This window comes from Microbacterium sp. AC132 (assembly GCF_979258525.1).
In genome coordinates this window covers 1,520,843-1,538,444 of record NZ_OZ409862.1, presented here as the reverse complement: position 1 = coordinate 1,538,444, position 17,602 = coordinate 1,520,843, and the positions used below count along the sequence as shown (strand labels likewise).

Below are 17,602 nucleotides of genomic sequence, written 5' to 3'. Positions count from 1 at the left end.
GCTCAGCTGCGCTGCGGCCCCAGGGGCAGGGTCTGACTGCCGAAGTCCAGGATCGAGTACCGGCCGCACTCGACCACACGCTCAGGCTGCACCGCCTGCGGAAGATCCCACGGCACGGTCTGCGAATCCTCGACGAGGAACGACACCTCGCCGACTGCGAAGTCCGTGCGGTTGACCAGCCACGCGTAGCCGTTGAGCTGGTGATCGACCTGGACGAGGCGCGAGGGGTCTGCGACATGCAGTGCGGGCAGACGAACGGTCCAGAACTGTCCGGCGCCCGTGCGACCGGAGGCGTCGACCCAGTCCGTCACGCACGCGAGATCGGGGTCCGGCCGGGTGGTCGCGTCCGTCAGGCGCGGGATGCTGAGGCCGCCGACGACGAGAAGCACCACGCCGACGATGGCAGCTGTCGAACGACGCAGTCGGGCGGGGAGGCGAAGCACGCGAGGTGATGCGACGAGCACGAGCACCGGAGCGAAGACGAAAGGCTGCAGGTAGCGCGCGGCATGCGTGCCCAGCGCGATCGCCCCGATGACGACGACGATCGGTGCCGCCCAGGCCATCGCGGCGACGAGACGGGTTCCCGGGTCGCCCTGTTGCGCCGTTCTCACGACGGCGAAGACGATGAGGGCGACGGTGACCAGCAGCCCGATCAGCCCGGGGAGGCTCTGGCCGCGTTCGGCGATGAGCCGTGCGTAATAGTCGACTGACTCGTGCCAGTGGTCGGGCTGCGCGTAGCCGACGCCGGTGTTCGCGATCCATGCCGCGAACGGAATACGAGCCAGGAAGCCCGCGGTGGTCCCGGCGAGCAGCACCGCGATGAGGGCGAGGATCTGCGCACGCCGCGACGGCGACACGGCGGCGATGCCCAGGATGATCGCGAGGGGGAGGGTCGCCCACACCGCGTACAGCGGGTTCGAGAGCGCCGATACGAGCGCGACGGCGCCGAGAGCGATCGACGGCGAGGCTCTGAGGCGACCGTCGTCGATCACGCGCCGAACGATGCCGACCGTGATGACGACGCCGATCACGGTCGCCGAGTAGTAGGTGGTCGTCAGCTGCAAGGATGCGAGGTCGAGCGCCTCTCGCGACGCCGAGACATCGGTCATCGCGAGCATGCCGAACACCCCGAGCGCGACGACGGACCAGGTGACGGGCGCAGAGCCCGCGCGGCCGCGGCCGGCGACGAGCCGGATGGCTCCATAGAGGGCGAGGAGATTGACGACCGCGCTGATCGCGAAGAGGCCGTTCACCCTCGCAGGCACGGCGGCGTCTATCGCGGTGAACGCCGCGGTCTCGGGCAGGAACAGCACGCTCGACATCGCCCAGTCGAGCGATTCTCCCGACAGCAGCGACCGCGCGAGCATCGCGACGACCAGTGAATCGCCGTCTCGGAAGAGCAGGTCGGACCGGGCTGACGACGCGACCACGGATGCGGTGACGATCGACACGGCGGCAGCGCACATCCAGCCGGCCAGCTCGCGCACCCACGTCCGAGTCACGGGGCTACTCTGCCACGAGCCCGCGGCAGACCCGGGCAGCGGGGCGGTCAGGAGACCTGCGACCTCAGATCCCAGACCTGCTCCAGGGGAGCGGTGCCCTCGGCGCCGTCTTCGTCGCGGAAGAGCTCGACGAAGCGACCGATGTCGGCCTGCCAGGCGTGGTCGGCCGGATCGTCCTCGAGCGCGGCGACCGCGGCATCCCAGTCATCGCACTCGACCAGGTGGAACAGGCGCCGGCCCGACCTCCAGATCGTCCAGTCGTGGATGCCGATGCGCGCGAAGGTCTCGGCGAGAGCATCCGGGATGCGGGCGTGGTTCGTGCGGTAGTCGTCGACCGCGCCGTCGCGGATCTCGGAGTGCAGAGCGATGCGCATGAGAGGGTCCTTCCGTCAGTCCCTGGGCTGGAACGAGATCGCGACCGGGGTCGTCGCGTCCGCCACCTCGACCAGGATGGCACCATCGACGCGTTCTGCGATCACCGGATGCTCTCCGATCCGTGCGCTGCTCTCGTCGAGCAGGCCGTGCGGATCGGGGAGCTCGACGTGTCCGTTCCGGTCGACGACCGCGTGCACCGCGTCATCCGTGCGTGTCCAGCGCAGCCAGGGGTCGTCGGACGCCGGCATCCGCTCTTCCGGTCGCGCACCGAACACGGCGTGCCCGTACTGCCTGTTCCAGTGGCCGATGCCCTCGAGGGTCTCTCGTTGCAGATCGGGGATGCGCCCGGATGCCTCGAGGCCGATGTTGAGCAGCAGGTTGCCGCCCCGTGAGACCACGTCGACGAGCAGAAGCACGGCCTCGTGCGCCGACAGCAGGTGCTCGCTCGTCTCCCTGCGGTTGTGGCCGAACGAGAGTCCGATCCCCCGGGTGTTCTCCCACGCCTCGCCGACCTCGACTGCGGTGCCGTGCACGTACTCGCTGGTGCGGAAGTCCCAGTGGGACTCGCCCCAGCGATCGTTGACGACGCCCTCGGGAACCTGCGCGTAGAACCTCTGGAAGGCGTGGGCGATGCTCTTCGGCCCCGGCTCGATTCCCGCAGCCGGCCACCGGATGTCGCCCCAGAGGATGTCGGGACGATAGCGGTCGATCAGGTCGATGACGTGGTCGTGCGCATACTCCGCGTAGGCGAGGTCATCGGGGGCGGGGGCGCCGTCATGGTCGATGGGCGGCAGGTCGGAGAAGTGCCAGTCGAGACCGCCTGAGTAGTACACGCCGAAGCGGAGGCCGGCCGCGCGCGTCGCGTCGGCGAAGGCTCCGATGAGGTCCTGCCCTGGGCCACGGGCGACGGTGTTGCGCCCATCCGTTCCCGGTGCGTCCCAGAGTGTGACGCCGTCGTGGTGCTTGGTCGTGGGGATGAAGTACCGTGCGCCCGTCGCCGCGACCACGGCGAGCACCTCGTCGGCGTCGAACTCCTCGGCCTTCCAGGCATCGAGGAAGTCGTCATAAGGAGCCCCGCCGTAGACCTCCTCGTGATGCCGGTGGGTCGGCGAGCCCTCGATGCGCATGGTGTTGGCGTACCACTCGGCATAGGGATTGTGGGCGTACCACTCGTCCCGTGGCACGGCGCCGAGCTCACCGGTGGGCTCTGCCCAGGCGGGAACCGAGTACGGCCCCCAGTGCACGAAGATCCCCAGTGCGGCGCCGCGGAACCACTCGGGAAGCGGTCGCTCGAACTCGCGGTAGGCCTCGGGACGAACAGGATCGGTCTGGAACATCGCCATCGGTAGGCACCTTTCATCACACCCTTGTGAACGGTTTCGTCTATCACGTATCCTATAGGAAATCTTGGACTCAAAGGAGAGGTTCGATGACAGACGCACGCTTCCGACGCCCCACAGAGCGCATCCCCGGCGGGGAGTGGTTCAGCGGCGCAGGCTTCGGCCTCTTCGTGCACTGGGACCAGGCATCGCAGCAGGGCATCGAGATCTCCTGGCCCCTCGTCGGACGATCGATCATCCCGGGTGAGGATGCCGTGGAAGACGCCGTGACCGTGGCCGAGTACCAGGCGACGGCTCCGACGTTCGACCCCGTGAACTGGGATGCCGCAGATCTCGCGCGTCGTGCCCGCGAAGCGGGAGCCACCTACCTCGTCTTCACGGCACGTCACCATGCCGGATACAACATGTTCTTCACCGAGGAGTCCGACTTCGGCGTGCAGCACGGCCCCTTCGGTCGCGACATCACCCGTGAGCTCGTCGACGCCGTGCGCGCCGAAGGCCTGAAGGTCGGCATCTACTACAGCCTCCCCGACTGGAACCACCCCGACTATCCGGCATTCCGCGATGAGGACCGGCCGTACAAGCTCGAGCACTGGCCCGCCGCGGGCCTCGCCGAGTTCGCCGACACCCCCGACGCGACCGATCGCCACCGGCGGTCGAGTCCGGAGGAGTGGTCGCGCTACCTCGACTACGTGCGGGCGCAGCTGACCGAGCTCCTCACCAACTACGGGCAGATCGATCTGCTCTGGTTCGACGGCGACTGGGAGCGCTCCGCCGTCGAGTGGACGGCGCCGGCACTGCGCCGCCTGATCAAGGAGCTGCAGCCCGATGTCGTCATCAACGACCGCCTGCCCGGCCAGGGCGACTACCGCACCCCCGAGCAGGGCTTCCCGCTCACCCCGCCGACCGGTCCGTGGGAGCTGTGCCTCACGATCGGCGATCACTGGGCATGGCGCACGGGGCCGGACAACGAGAAGTCCGCGCGGTCGCTGCTCGTCACCCTCATCGACGTCGTCGCCCGCGGCGGCAATCTGCTGCTCAACGTGGGGCCGGGTCCCGACGGTGCGCTGCCGGCGGTCGAACAGGAGCGGCTGGGCGAGTTCGCGGAATGGATGCACGCGCACGCCGAGTCCGTGATCGGTGTCGAGCCCACCGTCGGCGTCGACTTCCACGGGCCGACGACCGCGCGCGCCGGACGCCTCTACCTGCATCTGACCGCGGTGCCGGTGGACGAGATCATCGTGCGGGGCCTGCCCGTGCGTCGCATCACCCGGGTGCACCGCCTGGCCGACGATCTCGAGCTGCAGCATGACGCGAGCTTCGAGGTGCACGAGGCCTCGATCGCCGGCGACGACCTGGGCGAGCTGCGCATCGTCGCCCCCGCGCCGAGCGGCGCCCTGATCGACGTCGTCGCCATCGACTTCTCCGAGTGACCCGAGCACGACCCGAACCCCCGAGCAGCACCCCCTCACCCATCGCATCGAATCAGCATCCAATGAAGGAGGCAGACAGAATGAATGCACTCTCATCCCGACGCGCGAAGCGTCTCATCCTGACAGGCGTCGCGGGCCTCACCGCTCTCACCCTCGCCGGCTGTGCCAGCGGCTCGGGAGGAGGAGGCGGCGACGCCGGCGGCCCTCTCGTGCTCTACACGTGGGCCGCCAGCGAGGGCGATCAGGCGCAGTGGGCTGACTTCATCGACGGCGCCCAGGCCGAGGATCCCGAGCTCGACATCACCGTCGAGGGGCCCAGCTTCTCGGACTACTGGACCAAGGTGAAGACCCGCCTCAGCGGCTCGAACCCGCCCTGCCTGCTGACCACGCAGGCGGCCCGCGCGCAGGAGCTCGGCGACCTGCTGATGCCGCTCGACGACCTGATCGAGAAGTCCGACTTCGACATCGAGAACATCGACGCATCCATGCTCAGCGGCATGACGGTCGACGGCACGATCAGGGCGATCCCCTATGACGCCGAGCCGATCGTGCTGTTCTACAACGTCGAGGCGTTCGAGGCCGCGGGTCTCGAACTGCCCGGCACCGAGTACACGCGCGATCAGTTCATCGCGGATGCGAAGGCGCTGACCGACGGCGACAAGAAGGGCCTCGCGCTCGCACCCGGCATCTTCATCCCGAACGCCTGGTCGCTCGCCGACGGCGTTCCGGCCGTGACCGAGGACGGCGAGCTCGACCTCACGAACCCCGACTTCGTCGACCAGATCCAGAGCTTCTTCGACCTGGTGTCGGTCGAGCAGGTCGCCAAGGCCCCCGAGGCGGCGGACGGCTCGGAGGTCTCGCAGCAGGCCTTCACCTCGGGCGAGGTGCCGATGCTGATCGAAGGTCCGTGGATGTACGGCAGCTTCGCCGACGCCGCCGACTTCACGCTCGGCGTCACGATCGTCCCGTCGACCAGCGGCGAGGCCGCCGCGATGACGGCGGGTTCGGGCTTCGGCATCGCGGCCAACTGCGACCGCCCGGACGAGGCGTTCGCGGCGATCGAGGCACTGACCTCGGTGTCGGTGCAGGAGAAGCAGGCCGAGGCGCGCGGCATCGTTCCGGCGCGCATCGAGGCGCTCCCGGCCTGGGCTGAGGGCAAGACCGAGGGTGCGGCCGAGGTCGTCGAGGCTCTGCTGGCCGATGCGACCCCGCAGCGCACCACCCCGACCTGGAACCAGGTCGAGACCCTGATGACCCAGTACGGAGTGCAGGGCTACCGGGGTGAGCTGACGGCGGAGGAGATCATGGAGACCATCCAGAACTCGGTCGCGGGCTGAGCGGATGGCGATCATGAGCGAGCGGAGAGAGGCCACGGCCTCCTCTCCCGTGCCCGGCGCGGCGGGAGTGCCCTTCGGCGCTCCCGCCCCGCGGGTTCCCCGCCCCCCGCGACGGCGCGGCCAAGCCTGGGTGGCGGTGGCCTTCCTCGCACCCGGGATGATCGGGTTCGTCCTCTTCATCCTCACTCCGCTGTTCGGGTCGGCCTTCATCAGCCTGTTCGACTGGAAGCTGTTCGGCAGCCCCGACTTCATCGGCTTCGAGAACTATGTCAAGCTGTTCCGCGACCCGACGTTCTACACGGTGCTCGGCAACACCCTGATCTTCGCGATCGTGTACACGGCGCTGAATCTGGTCGTCGCCCTCACCATCTCGCTGTGGCTCAGCACGCGCATGAAGGCGGCCGGGGCGTGGCGGGTCATCTTCTTCCTCCCCGTGATCACGCCCATGGTGGCCAACGCGCTGGTGTGGCGACTCCTGCTCTCGCAGGACGGTCTCGTCAACTCGATGCTCGCGACCGTCGGCGTCGACGGACCGAACTGGCTGTCGGACTCGGCGTGGGCGCTGCCCTCGGTCATCGCGATGTCGGTATGGCAGTCGTTCGGCTACAACGTGATCGTCCTGTCGGCCGGACTCAGCGCCATCCCGAAGGAACTGCTCGAGGCCTCTCGCATCGACGGCACCTCGGCGTGGCAGCGACTGCGCTTCATCATCCTCCCGCTGCTCTCGCCGTCGCTGTTCTTCTGCTCCACGATGACGATGATCGGCGCGTTCCAGGTGTTCGTGCAGCCGCTCTTCCTCACGCAGGGAGGGCCGGGAGAGAGCACCAACACCTTCGTGCTGTACCTGTACCGCAACGGATTCGTCTTCGATCGGCTCGGCTATGCATCCGCTCTCGCGTGGATCCTCTTCCTCGTCGTGATGCTCATCACGGCCCTGCAGTTCGTCGGCCAGCGCAGGTGGGTGAACTATGAGTGACGTCGTGAGCCTGCCCCGTCGTGCGCGACAGCGCCGTGAGTCGCTCAAGGAGTGGCTCAACACCGCGGCCATCGCCGTGGTCGCGCTGATCTTCGCGTTCCCCTTCATCTGGATGTTCCTCACGGCGCTCAAGCCCGAGAACGAGGTCTTCACCGCCACCCCGCAGATCTTCGGATCGGAGATCCGCTGGGCGAACTTCGTCGAGGCGTGGACCGTCGTGCCGTTCGGACGCTTCATCCTCAACGGCCTGTTCGTCGCGATCCTCGGCGCCGCCCTCTCGGTGATCGTCGCCGTGCTCTCGGCCTACGCCTTCTCTCGACTGCGGTTCAAGTACCGCGACAAGCTCTTCCTGCTGTTCGTGCTCACTCTCGTGCTGCCGCAGGAGGTGCTCGTCGTCCCGCTCTTCATCATGATCAACAGCTGGGGATGGAACGACAGCTACGCGGCCCTCATCATCCCGTTCGCCTTCACCGCGTTCGGCACCTTCCTGATGCGGCAGTTCTTCCTCACCATCCCCATGGAGTACGAGGAGGCGGCACTGATCGACGGCGCCTCGCGACTGCGCACCCTGTGGTCGGTGCTGCTGCCGCAGCTGGTCGCCCCGCTCAGCGTGCTCGCGGTGTTCTCGTTCATCGGCTACTGGAACTCGTACCTGTGGCCGCTGATCATCATCAACACGCAGGACATGGCCACCGTGCCCCTCGGGCTCGGCATGTTCACCGGTCAGTTCGGCACGCAGTGGTCGCTGCTCATGGCCGCATCGACACTGGCCGTCATCCCCTCGTTGATCCTCGTGCTGCTGCTGCAACGGCAGCTCATCAAGGGGGTCACCCTGGGCGGACTCGGAGGACGCTGATGACCACGACACACCACACCACGAAGCCCCTGCGGGAGGCCGTTGCGGACGCGACGGCCGGCAGCCGCATCGTGCACGCGGAGGCGCAGCTGTGCGACCTGCCCGTCGAGACCGAGCGCACGGATGCCCTGCAGACGTTCGTCAAGCAGGAGACCATCTTCGTGCGGCTGCGCACCGCCGACGGCACCGAGGGCATCGGCTACAGCTACACGATCGGCACCGGCGGCGGGGCGGTGCTCAGCATGCTGCGCGAGACGCTGCTGCCCGCTCTGATCGGGCTCGAGGCCGAGCGTCCCGAAGCGCTCTGGCTCGCACTCTTCGGCATCACTCGCGCCACCACGGTCGGGCCGATCACGGCACTCGCGCTCGCCGCGGTCGACACCGCGGTCTGGGATGCGAAGACCCGTCGCGCCGGACTCCCGCTCTGGGTCGCCGCCGGAGGCGCGTCGCCCTCCGTGCCCGTGTACGACACGGAGGGCGGATGGCTGCACTTCCGCACCGACGAGCTCGTCGCCCATGCGGTCGCCGCCAAAGAGCGCGGCATGGGCGGCGTGAAGATCAAGGTCGGCATGCCGCGAGGGCACCAGGACCTCGAGCGACTGCGTGCCGTGCGCGACGCGGTCGGACCCGGCATGGACATCATGGTCGACGCGAACCAGTCGTTCACGGTCGCCGAAGCCGTGCGTCGAGCCCGGCTGTTCGAGCAGGTCGACGTCTTCTGGTTCGAAGAGCCGCTGCCTGCGGAGGACATCGAGGGGCATCGCCTTCTGGCGCACTCGACGTCGGTGCCGATCGCGGTCGGCGAGAGCATGTACTCGCTCGGTCACTTCCGCGAGCACCTGCAGCGTGGCGGCGCGTCGATCGTGCAGGCCGACGTCGCCCGGGTCGGCGGGATCACTCCGTGGCTCAAGATCGCGCATCTGGCCGAGTCCTTCAACGCCCCCGTCGCGCCGCACTTCCTCATGGAGCTCCACGTCTCCCTCGTCTGCGCGATCCCCAACGCGCTGTACCTCGAGCACATCCCGCAGCTGCGAGCGGTCACGACGGGCGAGATCCGCATCGAGAACGGTCGCGGGTGGGCGCCGACCCAGGCGGGCCTCGGCATCCCCTGGAACGATGACGCCCTGGGCCGGCTGATCGTGTCATGAGTGCGCCTGTCTCCACCTCAGCGAAGCCCGTCGCGATCGGACGCGGAGGGCTTCTCGCCCCGCCCGTCGCCTATGGGGCTGCCGCGCTCGGCAATCTGTACCGGGCGCTGGACGACCGGGAGTGGCCGCGGATCGTGCCGGCCGCGTGGGAGGGCGGCGTGCGGTACTTCGATGTCGCGCCGCACTACGGTCTCGGCCTCGCCGAGCGACGCCTCGGCGAGAGCCTGCGCGAGCTCCCGCGTGAGGAGTACATCGTCTCGACCAAGGTCGGACGCCTGCTGGTTCCGCAGGATGCCGCGGGCCGCTCGGACCTCGACAACCTGTTCGACGTGCCGGCGGATCATCGGCGCGTGCGCGACTACTCCCGCGACGGCGTGCTGCGCTCGGTCGAGCAGTCGCTCGAGCGCCTCGGACTCGACCGCATCGACATCGCTCTGGTGCACGATCCCGATGAGCACGAGCGCGAGGCGCTCGAGGGTGCCTTCCCCGCCCTGAGCGAGCTGCGGGACCAGGGCGTCATCCGCTCGTTCGGTGCCGGCATGAATCAGAGCGGCATGCTCACGCGGTTCGTGCAGGAGACGGATGCCGACGTCATGATGGTCGCCGGGCGCTGGACGCTGCTCGACCAGTCGGCCGCCGATGACCTGCTCCCAATCGCCCGGGAGCGTGCGGTGACGGTGCTGGCCGCCGCCGTCTTCAACTCGGGAATCCTCGCGACGGATGCTCCCGCTCGCGATGCCACGTTCGACTACGGCCCCGCGGACCGCTCGGTGCTCGCCCGGGCTCAGGCGATCGCCCGGGTCGCCCGGCATCACGGCACCACACTCCCCGAACTGGCCGCACAGTATCCGCTGACGCATCCCGCCGTGGGCGCGGTGGTGATGGGCGGTGCCAGCGCGGAGCAGGTCGCGCGCAACAGCCGTCTCGTCGCACGCCCGGTCGCCGCGGCGGTCTGGGACGATCTGCGTGATCGCGGTCTGATCGCCGACGAAGGGCACCCCCTACGATGAGACTCATGTTCGGCGACGACGAGGCACGCGGACCGAGGCCGCTTCCGGCGCGGCGCGCGCTCGTCGACGACGTGTACGACGCGGTGCTCGGCCTGCTCATGGACCAGGTCATCGAACCGGGAGCCAAGGTCAACATCGACGCGGTCGCCCGCGACCTCGACGTGTCTCCGACGCCCGTGCGCGAGGCGCTGACGCGGCTCGAGTCCGAAGGGCTCGTCGCGAAGCGGGCGCTGAAGGGCTATGTCGCAGCTCCTCTGCTCGACGCGGCGGGCCTGCGCGATCTGTACGACATGCGCGAGCTGCTGGAGCCGGAGGCGGCGCGGCGTGCATCGGCGCATCTCGACCACGAGACCGAGACCGAGCTGGCGGAGTCCGTGGTGACGATGCGTACAGCGTCGGCACCCGATGAGGACGAGCGCTTCCGCAACTACCGGCGGTTCATCGACGAGGATCTGCACTTCCATCACCTGATCGCGGAGAGTGCGCAGAGTCCGCTGCTGTCGGAGGCCATCGTGCGGCTGCGTGCGCACATGCACCTCTACCGGCTGAACTTCCGCCACGACTTCGAAGACGACACCGTGAGCGAGCACGAGAGCATCCTCGACGCGCTGCGCCGACGCGACCCCGAAGCCGCCGCCGCGGCGATGAGGATGCACATCGCGAACTCGTACGACCGTCTCGGTCCGGCGCTCGCTCGGCAGGCTGAGAACGCATCCGAATGATCTGATTCTGCGTGCGAGATCGCGCAAAGTGCCCGAAAATCCGGGGGAAACCGACCATTTGCATGGTCGGGCGCCGACATGATCGACCCTGAAGCGCGGAATATCAAGGTAAACTCGATATCGACACCCGCCCGCCCGCCTGCGCCGCCCCCGGCCGACGAGCTTTGAGGAGCCGCGTATATGCTGACGCTCCTCGCCGTGTTCCTCCTCGGGTCGATCCTGATGCCCGTTCTGGTGCGCTGGCTGGGATCCCAGGCATTCGCCATCGCGGCTCTCATTCCCGCCGCGGCATTCATCCACGCCCTCGTCCTCACCCCTCAGGTGCTCGACGGACCGACGCCCTTCGTCTCGGTCGCGTGGATCCCGCAGCTCGGACTGAATCTGTCCATGAACATGGACGTGCTCGGCTGGGTGCTGACGCTCATCGTCACCGGCGTCGGTGCTCTCGTGCTGCTGTACTGCCGTTGGTACTTCCATGACGACTCCGCCGGCATCGGCCAGTTCGCGGGCGTGCTGCTCGGGTTCGCGGGTGCGATGTACGGCCTCGTCCTGACCGACGACCTCGTCATGCTCGTGATGTTCTGGGAGGTGACGAGCATCCTCTCGTACCTCCTCATCGGGCACTACCGACGCCGCGCCGCCAGCCGACGAGCAGCACTGCAGGCGCTCCTGGTCACCACTCTCGGCGGCCTCGTGATGTTCGTCGGAGTCGTGCTGCTCGTGGTCGACGCGGGCACCTCGAGCATCCGCGAGATCCTCGAGATCGCACCCACAGGCGCCATCGTCGACGCCGCCGTCGTGATGCTCCTCGTCGGCGCGATCAGCAAGTCCGCGATCTTCCCCTTCCACTTCTGGCTGCCCGGTGCGATGGCGGCGCCCACTCCCGTGAGCGCCTACCTGCACGCCGCGGCGATGGTCAAGGCGGGTATCTACCTGATCGCGCGCTTCGCCCCGATCTTCGCGTTCACCGGCCCGTGGCGGCCGATCATCATCTCGCTGGGCATCCTGACGATGCTGATCGGCGGCATCCAGGCGCTGCGCGAGACCGACCTCAAGCGCATCCTCGCCTTCGGCACCGTCAGCCAGCTGGGCTTCTTCTCGGTCGTGATCGGCTACGGCACCCAGGCGAGCGCGCTGGCCGGTCTCGCACTCGTGATCGCGCACGCGCTGTTCAAGTCGGCGCTGTTCCTGATCGTCGGCGTGATCGACCGTCAGCTGTCGACGCGAGACATCACCGAGCTGAGCGGCGTCGGGCGTCAGGCTCCCGTCATGGCGACAGCGGCATTCATCTCCATCGCATCGATGGCGGGCATCGCACCGACCCTCGGATTCGTGGCGAAGGAGTCGACCCTCACGGCGCTCCTGGACGACGCACTGCACGGCTCGCCCTGGGGCCTCGTCGCGATCATCGGCGTCAGCCTGGGATCCATGCTCACGGCGGCATATGGCATCCGCTTCCTCTGGGGTGCCTTCTGGACCAAGCGCGATGCGGCGGGCGATCGCCTCCCCGACACCGCCTGGCCCGACCCGCCCGTCGGATTCCTCTCGGCGCCGATCATCCTCGCCGGGCTCACGCTCGCCGCCGGGATCGGAGCACCGGCTCTCGACGTCGCGCTCCAGGGATACGCGCTCACAGCCACCCCGGGCCTCGATGCCGGGGGGTCGCCGCGGAAGGACCCGGGCACCTCGCGCTCTGGCACGGTCTCGAGCCGGCGCTCGGCATCTCGATCCTGTCGATCCTGCTCGGCGCCGCCGTCTTCCTCCTCACGCTGCGCACCGGATGGGACCGCAAGGCGCGACTGATCCGCTTCACTGCCGCAGACGTCTACTACCTGGTCATGCGCGGTATCGACCGACTCTCGGTGCTGAGCACGACGCTCACCCAGCGCGGCTCTCTGCCGGTCTACGTCGGCACCATCTTCGTGGTGTTCGTCGCCGCCGAGATCACGGCGCTCGTCGCCAGCGACATCGATCGCTTCCAGCTCTCGGCCTGGCACACGCCCACGCAGCTCGTGGTCGCGCCGATGATGGCCGCCGCGGGCGTCATGGCCGTGCGCGCGCAGAAGAGATACACGGGCGTCGTGCTCGTGTCGATCACCGGCCTCGGGATGGTCGTGCTGTTCGCGACCAGCGGCGCCCCCGACCTCGCGCTCACGCAGATCCTCGTCGAGACCGTGACGATGGTCACCTTCGCACTGGTGCTGCGTCGGCTGCCCGCGCGGATGGGCGAGCACAACGCCTCTGTCGGGCGCATTCCCCGCGCGCTGCTGGGTGTCGGAGTCGGGCTCACGATGGCGCTGGTCGCGATCGTGGCGACCCAGTCCCGCGTCGCGGATCCGATCTCCGCCGCGTTCCCGAAGCTCGCGTACGAGATCGGTCACGGCAAGAACGTCGTGAACGTCGCCCTGGTCGACCTGCGCGGCTGGGACACGATGGGCGAGCTGTCGGTGCTCGTGCTCGCCGCCACGGGTGTCGCGTCTCTCGTGTTCGTCACGCACCGCGCTGACATGCTCTCCGCGACGAAGACGCTGCCCAAGGCGCGCCGCCGTCGCACGCTCAGCCGCCCGCTCGTCGAGACGACCGAGGGCGTGCGCTTCCAGACCGACGAGAACGAGAGCAGCCCCCGCGCCTGGCTCGTCGGCGGCCCGAAGATGAAGCCCGAGAACAGGTCGATCCTGCTCGAGGTCATCGTCCGCATCCTCTTCCACACGATCATCGTCGTGTCGATCTTCCTGCTCTTCTCCGGCCACAACCTGCCAGGCGGAGGCTTCGCCGGAGGCCTCGTCGCGGGCATGGCCCTCGTCATGCGCTACGTCGCCGGCGGACGCTGGGAGCTGGGCGCTGCCGCACCCACGGATGCCGGGCGACTGCTCGGTGCCGGTCTGATCCTCGCCGTCGGCACGGCGGTCGTGCCGCTGTTCTTCGGCTTGGCGCCGCTCACCAGCAACTTCTGGGAGTGGGAGATCCCCGGCATCGGCCACATGGAGTTCGTCACCTCGACCATCTTCGATGTCGGTGTGTACCTGGTCGTGATCGGCCTCGTGCTCGACGTGCTGCGCAGCCTCGGTGCCGAGGTCGACCGTCAGGCGCAGGAGTTCCGCGAGCGAGGGGTGACCCTCTGATGGATGTCTCCCTCACCCTGATCGTGATCATGGCCGTGCTCTTCGCCTGCGGCGTCTACGCGATGCTCGAGCGCAGTCTCACCCGCGTGCTGATCGGCTTCCTGCTGCTCGGCAACGCGACGAACCTGCTGCTCCTCATCGTCATGGGAGTGCCCGGCAACGCGCCCTTCTTCGGAACCGAGGGCGAGCTCAGCGACCCGCTGCCCCAGGCGCTCACCCTGACCGCCATCGTCATCACCTTCGCCGTCTCGGCGTTCCTCCTCGCCCTCATCTACCGCTCGTGGCAGCTGGGCCAGGCCGACACCGTCGAGGACGACGAGGCCGACATCGCTCTCCGTGAGCGCACCGATGCCGACGAAGACCTCATGGACGACGAGGCCGACGCGGCGGACGACGAGGCGACCACGGACTTCGTCGGCGTGCAGACGTCGCCGATCACCGTGCTGCACATGCGCGACCACGCCGCGATCAACGACGACGCTCCGACCGACCGGCCCACCCCGCCTCGAGCCGTGTCCGCGGCGTCCGACCAGGATCCCGATGTGGATGCCGGTCCAGGCGCGGCCGTCCTCGACGGGGAGTCGGCACCGCCCGACGACGACGCCGAGGACTCGACGCACTCGTCGGCTTTCCGGACGGATGCCGACACGCACGCGTCGGACGCCCACGAGACCGATGCGGCGGACGCCGCTCGAGATACGGCGGCTGACACGGCATCCGATGACAGCGCACCCGAGCACACCGACGATGGGGAGGACCGCCGATGAGCGCCCTCGTCCCCCTGCTCGTCGCCCTGCCGCTGCTCGGCGCCGCCGTGACCCTGATCTTCGGCCGCAATCCGCGCCTCCAGGCCTTCGTCACGGTGGCCACGCTCGCGATCGTCTCGGTCATCGCGGCCGTGCTGCTGGTCGTCGTCGATGCGGGTGAGCCGCTCGCGGTCTCGGTCGGCGGGTGGCCGGTGCCGTTCGGCATCGTGCTCTACGTCGACAGGCTCGCGGCGCTCCTCGTGCTCATCTCGAGCATCGTGCTGCTCGCGGTCCTGCTCTTCTCGATCGGTCAGGGTGCCGCGGACGGCACCGACGAGACCCCGATCTCGATCTTCAACCCGTCGTACCTGATCCTCGCGGCCGGCATCTTCAACGCCTTCATCGCGGGTGACCTCTTCAACCTGTACGTCGGATTCGAGATCCTGCTCGTGGCGTCGTACGTGCTGATAACGCTCGGGAGCACCGAGTCCCGCATCCGCACGGGTGCCGTCTACATCGTCGTCTCGTTGGTCTCGTCGATCCTGTTCCTCGCTTCGATCGCGATGATCTACGGTGCCCTCGGCACCGTGAACATGGCCCAGATCGCCGAGCGCATGACCGAGCTCCCGCAGGAGACGCAGCTCGTGCTGCACCTCATGCTGGTGATCGCCTTCGGCATCAAGGCCGCGATCTTCCCGGTGTCGTTCTGGCTGCCCGACTCGTACCCGACGGCACCGGCGCCCGTCACAGCGGTGTTCGCGGGATTGCTGACCAAGGTCGGCGTCTACGCGCTGATCCGCACCGAGACGCAGCTGTTCGCCGAGAACAGCATCGACACCGTGCTCCTGATCATCGCGTTGGCGACCATGATCGTGGGCGTGCTCGGCGCTGTCGCACAGGCCGAGCTCAAACGAATCCTGTCGTTCACGCTGGTGAGCCACGTCGGCTACATGATCTTCGGCCTCGCGATAGCGACCCCCGCGGCGATCGGCGCGACGGTCTACTACATCGTCCACCACATCATCGTGCAGACGACGCTGTTCCTGGCGGTCGGTCTCATCGAGCGCAGGGCGGGAAGCACGTCCATCCTGCGCGTGAAGGGGCTGCTCAAGGTCGCGCCCGTGATCGCGGTGCTCTACTTCATCCCCGCGATCAACCTCGGCGGACTGCCGCCGTTCTCCGGTTTCATCGGCAAGTTCGCGCTGTTCGAAGCCGCAGCATCCGTGGGAACGCCGCTGATGCTCGTGCTGATCTTCGGCGGCATCGTCACCTCGCTCCTCACGCTCTACGCGCTGATGCGAGCATGGAACCTCGCGTTCTGGCGCGAGGAGGACGACTCGACCGAGACCGAGGGGCGCATCTCGTACCTCGGCAACGCCCCGGCCGCGGATGAGCAGCAGGAGCGTCGCCGCATCCCCCGGATCATGACCATCGCGACCGCCGGGATGGTCGGGGTCACGATCGCGCTCACCGTGTTCGCGGGCCCGCTGTATGCCCTGTGCGACCGCATCGGTGCGGCGCTGCTCGACCCCGTCACCCTCGTGCAGCTGGAAGACGAGGTGGAAGGATGAGCCCCACCGAGACCGGCCGCCACTTCTGGCGGGACATCCGCGTGCAGCTGCCGTTCCTGGCATGGCTCGTCGTGCTCTGGATGCTGCTGTGGGGGCAGTTCACGGTGCTGGCGTTCGTCTCGGGCCTGGTCATCGCGGTGTTCGTCACCCGTGTCTTCCGGCTGCCCACCGTCGAGCTCTCCGGACGCATCAACATCTGGTTCGCCGCGTTGCTCATCGTGCAGTTCCTCTTCGCCGTGCTCCGCGGCGCTGTCGCGGTCACCCTGCAGGTGTTCGACTTTCGGCATCAGCCCGGCGCCGCGATCATCGCCGTTCCTCTGCGCTACGCCGACGACCTGATGATGACGCACGTGTCCGTGGTGTCGTCGCTGGTTCCCGGGTCGCTCGTCGTCGAGGCCGATCGCGACCGGCAGGTGCTGTATCTGCACGTGATCGGGGTGCGCAGCATGGCCGATGTCGAGAAGCAGCGCGAAGGCGTGCTGCGCTGGGAGCGACGGGTCGTGCGCGCGCTCGGAGCCCCGGCGCAGTACCGTGCCCTCAAGGCCGACGAACGTGCGGCGCGCGCCGGCGGAGGTGCCCGATGAATGTGCTGATGCTCGCGATCATGGTCGTCTTCGGCGTCGCCGCCATTCTGACGATCATCCGCATCGTGCGGGGGCCCTCGATCCTCGACCGGGCGGTGGCCTCCGACGTGCTGCTCACCGAGGTCATGTGCGTGCTCGGCGCCGAGATGGCCATCAACGGCCACACCCGCAACATCCCGGTGATGCTGATCATCGCCGCGGTCGGCGTCTTCGGCTCGATCTCGGTCGCCCGGTTCGTGGCCAGAAGGGACAACACGACACCATGAACGCGTTCGGTCTCGCCATTCCCGACGTGGTCATCGACGTCGCCGTGCTCGTGCTGATCCTGCTCGGCGCGATCCTCTGCCTGTCGGCGGCGGTCGGGCTGCTGCGATTCCGCGACGTGCCGTCGCGGCTGCACGCCGCGACCAAACCGCAGGTGCTCGGCCTCATCCTCATCTGCCTCGCGATCGCCCTGTCTCAGCGCACGGTCGGCGGAATCCTGTTCGGGCTCGCGCTCGTGGCCCCGGTCGTGCTCATGCAGTTCGCCACCGCGCCGCTGTCCGCGCACATCGTCGGGCGGCAGGCATATCGCAACGGCACCACCGACGAGCGCAGCCTGGTCGTCGACGAGCTCGCCGAGTCGAAGCAGACCCCGCCGGCCGCCGGCTGATCGCACGCCCGCAGCTGCGCTGAGACGGACGCCACGCACGTCTTACGCCGGTGCGGGGCCGCTTGCGGTTCACAATTCAGCATGAGCCTGTGCCGGTGGGGCCGAAGGGGCTTCAGGGCTGCTCGGTACGAGATCCATGCTGAGTAGTGAACGACACCGGTCATTGCTTCTTCTCCTACACGGAACCCTGTTCCGTGCAAGTCATCCACTGTTGCTTGGACGACGCAC

General features: G+C 68.3%; 14 protein-coding genes and 2 pseudogenes. 13 read left to right on the top strand and 3 right to left on the bottom strand.

The features are described 5' to 3' along the window. Positions 1-2 precede the first annotated feature (2 nt). The 3 genes from ACZZZQ_RS07185 to ACZZZQ_RS07175 are packed head-to-tail and all read right to left on the bottom strand — an operon-like array spanning position 3 to position 3,220. The gene (locus tag ACZZZQ_RS07185; protein WP_463507238.1) at positions 3-1,502 is read right to left on the bottom strand and encodes a hypothetical protein; all 1,500 of its coding nucleotides are present in this window, start codon (positions 1,500-1,502) and stop codon (positions 3-5) included. Positions 1,503-1,549: 47 nt separating this feature from the next. Beyond that, positions 1,550-1,876 (bottom strand): L-rhamnose mutarotase, encoded by a 327-nt coding sequence (locus ACZZZQ_RS07180; RefSeq protein ID WP_056275821.1) that lies wholly within the window; start codon positions 1,874-1,876, stop codon positions 1,550-1,552. 15 nt (positions 1,877-1,891) lie between these two features. Beyond that, complete coding sequence (locus tag ACZZZQ_RS07175) at positions 1,892-3,220, bottom strand: alpha-L-fucosidase (protein WP_463507237.1); 1,329 nt, start codon at positions 3,218-3,220, stop codon at positions 1,892-1,894. Between the two features lie 86 nt (positions 3,221-3,306). Here ACZZZQ_RS07175 and ACZZZQ_RS07170 point away from each other — a divergent pair, with 86 nt between their 5' ends. From ACZZZQ_RS07170 to mnhG, 13 genes and pseudogenes are all read left to right on the top strand, one after another. Then, a complete protein-coding gene (locus ACZZZQ_RS07170) occupies positions 3,307-4,650 on the top strand; it encodes an alpha-L-fucosidase (RefSeq protein ID WP_463507236.1) in 1,344 nt (447 codons plus the stop codon). Positions 4,651-4,730: 80 nt separating this feature from the next. After that, positions 4,731-5,987, top strand: coding sequence for an ABC transporter substrate-binding protein (locus ACZZZQ_RS07165; RefSeq protein WP_463507235.1), 1,257 nt, complete (start codon positions 4,731-4,733; stop codon positions 5,985-5,987). A gap of 13 nt (positions 5,988-6,000) precedes the next feature. Continuing rightward, on the top strand, positions 6,001-6,963 hold the full coding sequence (locus ACZZZQ_RS07160; RefSeq protein ID WP_232224506.1) for a carbohydrate ABC transporter permease: 963 nt from the start codon (positions 6,001-6,003) through the stop codon (positions 6,961-6,963). Then, positions 6,956-7,819, top strand: a complete 864-nt coding sequence (locus tag ACZZZQ_RS07155; RefSeq protein WP_187249122.1) for a carbohydrate ABC transporter permease — start codon at positions 6,956-6,958, stop codon at positions 7,817-7,819. The genes ACZZZQ_RS07160 and ACZZZQ_RS07155 overlap by 8 nt, the downstream gene beginning before the upstream one ends. Next, positions 7,819-8,967, top strand: a complete 1,149-nt coding sequence (locus ACZZZQ_RS07150; protein ID WP_463507234.1) for a mandelate racemase/muconate lactonizing enzyme family protein — start codon at positions 7,819-7,821, stop codon at positions 8,965-8,967. Before ACZZZQ_RS07155 ends, ACZZZQ_RS07150 begins: the two co-directional genes overlap by 1 nt. Then, on the top strand, positions 8,964-9,977 hold the full coding sequence (locus ACZZZQ_RS07145) for an aldo/keto reductase (protein ID WP_463507233.1): 1,014 nt from the start codon (positions 8,964-8,966) through the stop codon (positions 9,975-9,977). Before ACZZZQ_RS07150 ends, ACZZZQ_RS07145 begins: the two co-directional genes overlap by 4 nt. Before the next feature lie 5 nt (positions 9,978-9,982). Further along, a complete protein-coding gene (locus ACZZZQ_RS07140) occupies positions 9,983-10,699 on the top strand; it encodes a GntR family transcriptional regulator (protein WP_053098309.1) in 717 nt (238 codons plus the stop codon). A gap of 180 nt (positions 10,700-10,879) precedes the next feature. Further along, positions 10,880-13,821: pseudogene (locus tag ACZZZQ_RS07135) on the top strand (Na+/H+ antiporter subunit A). Then, a pseudogene (locus tag ACZZZQ_RS07130) lies at positions 13,821-14,321 on the top strand (Na(+)/H(+) antiporter subunit C); the annotation flags it as partial. The pseudogenes ACZZZQ_RS07135 and ACZZZQ_RS07130, both read left to right, overlap by 1 nt. Positions 14,322-14,584: 263 nt before the next feature. Continuing rightward, the gene (locus tag ACZZZQ_RS07125) at positions 14,585-16,138 is read left to right on the top strand and encodes a Na+/H+ antiporter subunit D (protein ID WP_056275836.1); all 1,554 of its coding nucleotides are present in this window, start codon (positions 14,585-14,587) and stop codon (positions 16,136-16,138) included. Further along, on the top strand, positions 16,135-16,722 hold the full coding sequence (locus ACZZZQ_RS07120; protein ID WP_053098312.1) for a Na+/H+ antiporter subunit E: 588 nt from the start codon (positions 16,135-16,137) through the stop codon (positions 16,720-16,722). Before ACZZZQ_RS07125 ends, ACZZZQ_RS07120 begins: the two co-directional genes overlap by 4 nt. Beyond that, the gene (locus ACZZZQ_RS07115) at positions 16,719-16,988 is read left to right on the top strand and encodes an MrpF/PhaF family protein (protein WP_053098313.1); all 270 of its coding nucleotides are present in this window, start codon (positions 16,719-16,721) and stop codon (positions 16,986-16,988) included. The genes ACZZZQ_RS07120 and ACZZZQ_RS07115 overlap by 4 nt, the downstream gene beginning before the upstream one ends. Further along, entirely contained in the window at positions 16,985-17,374 is a 390-nt protein-coding gene (gene mnhG / locus ACZZZQ_RS07110; RefSeq protein WP_463507232.1) for a monovalent cation/H(+) antiporter subunit G, read from the top strand. Before ACZZZQ_RS07115 ends, mnhG begins: the two co-directional genes overlap by 4 nt. The last annotated feature ends 228 nt before the right edge of the window (positions 17,375-17,602 follow it).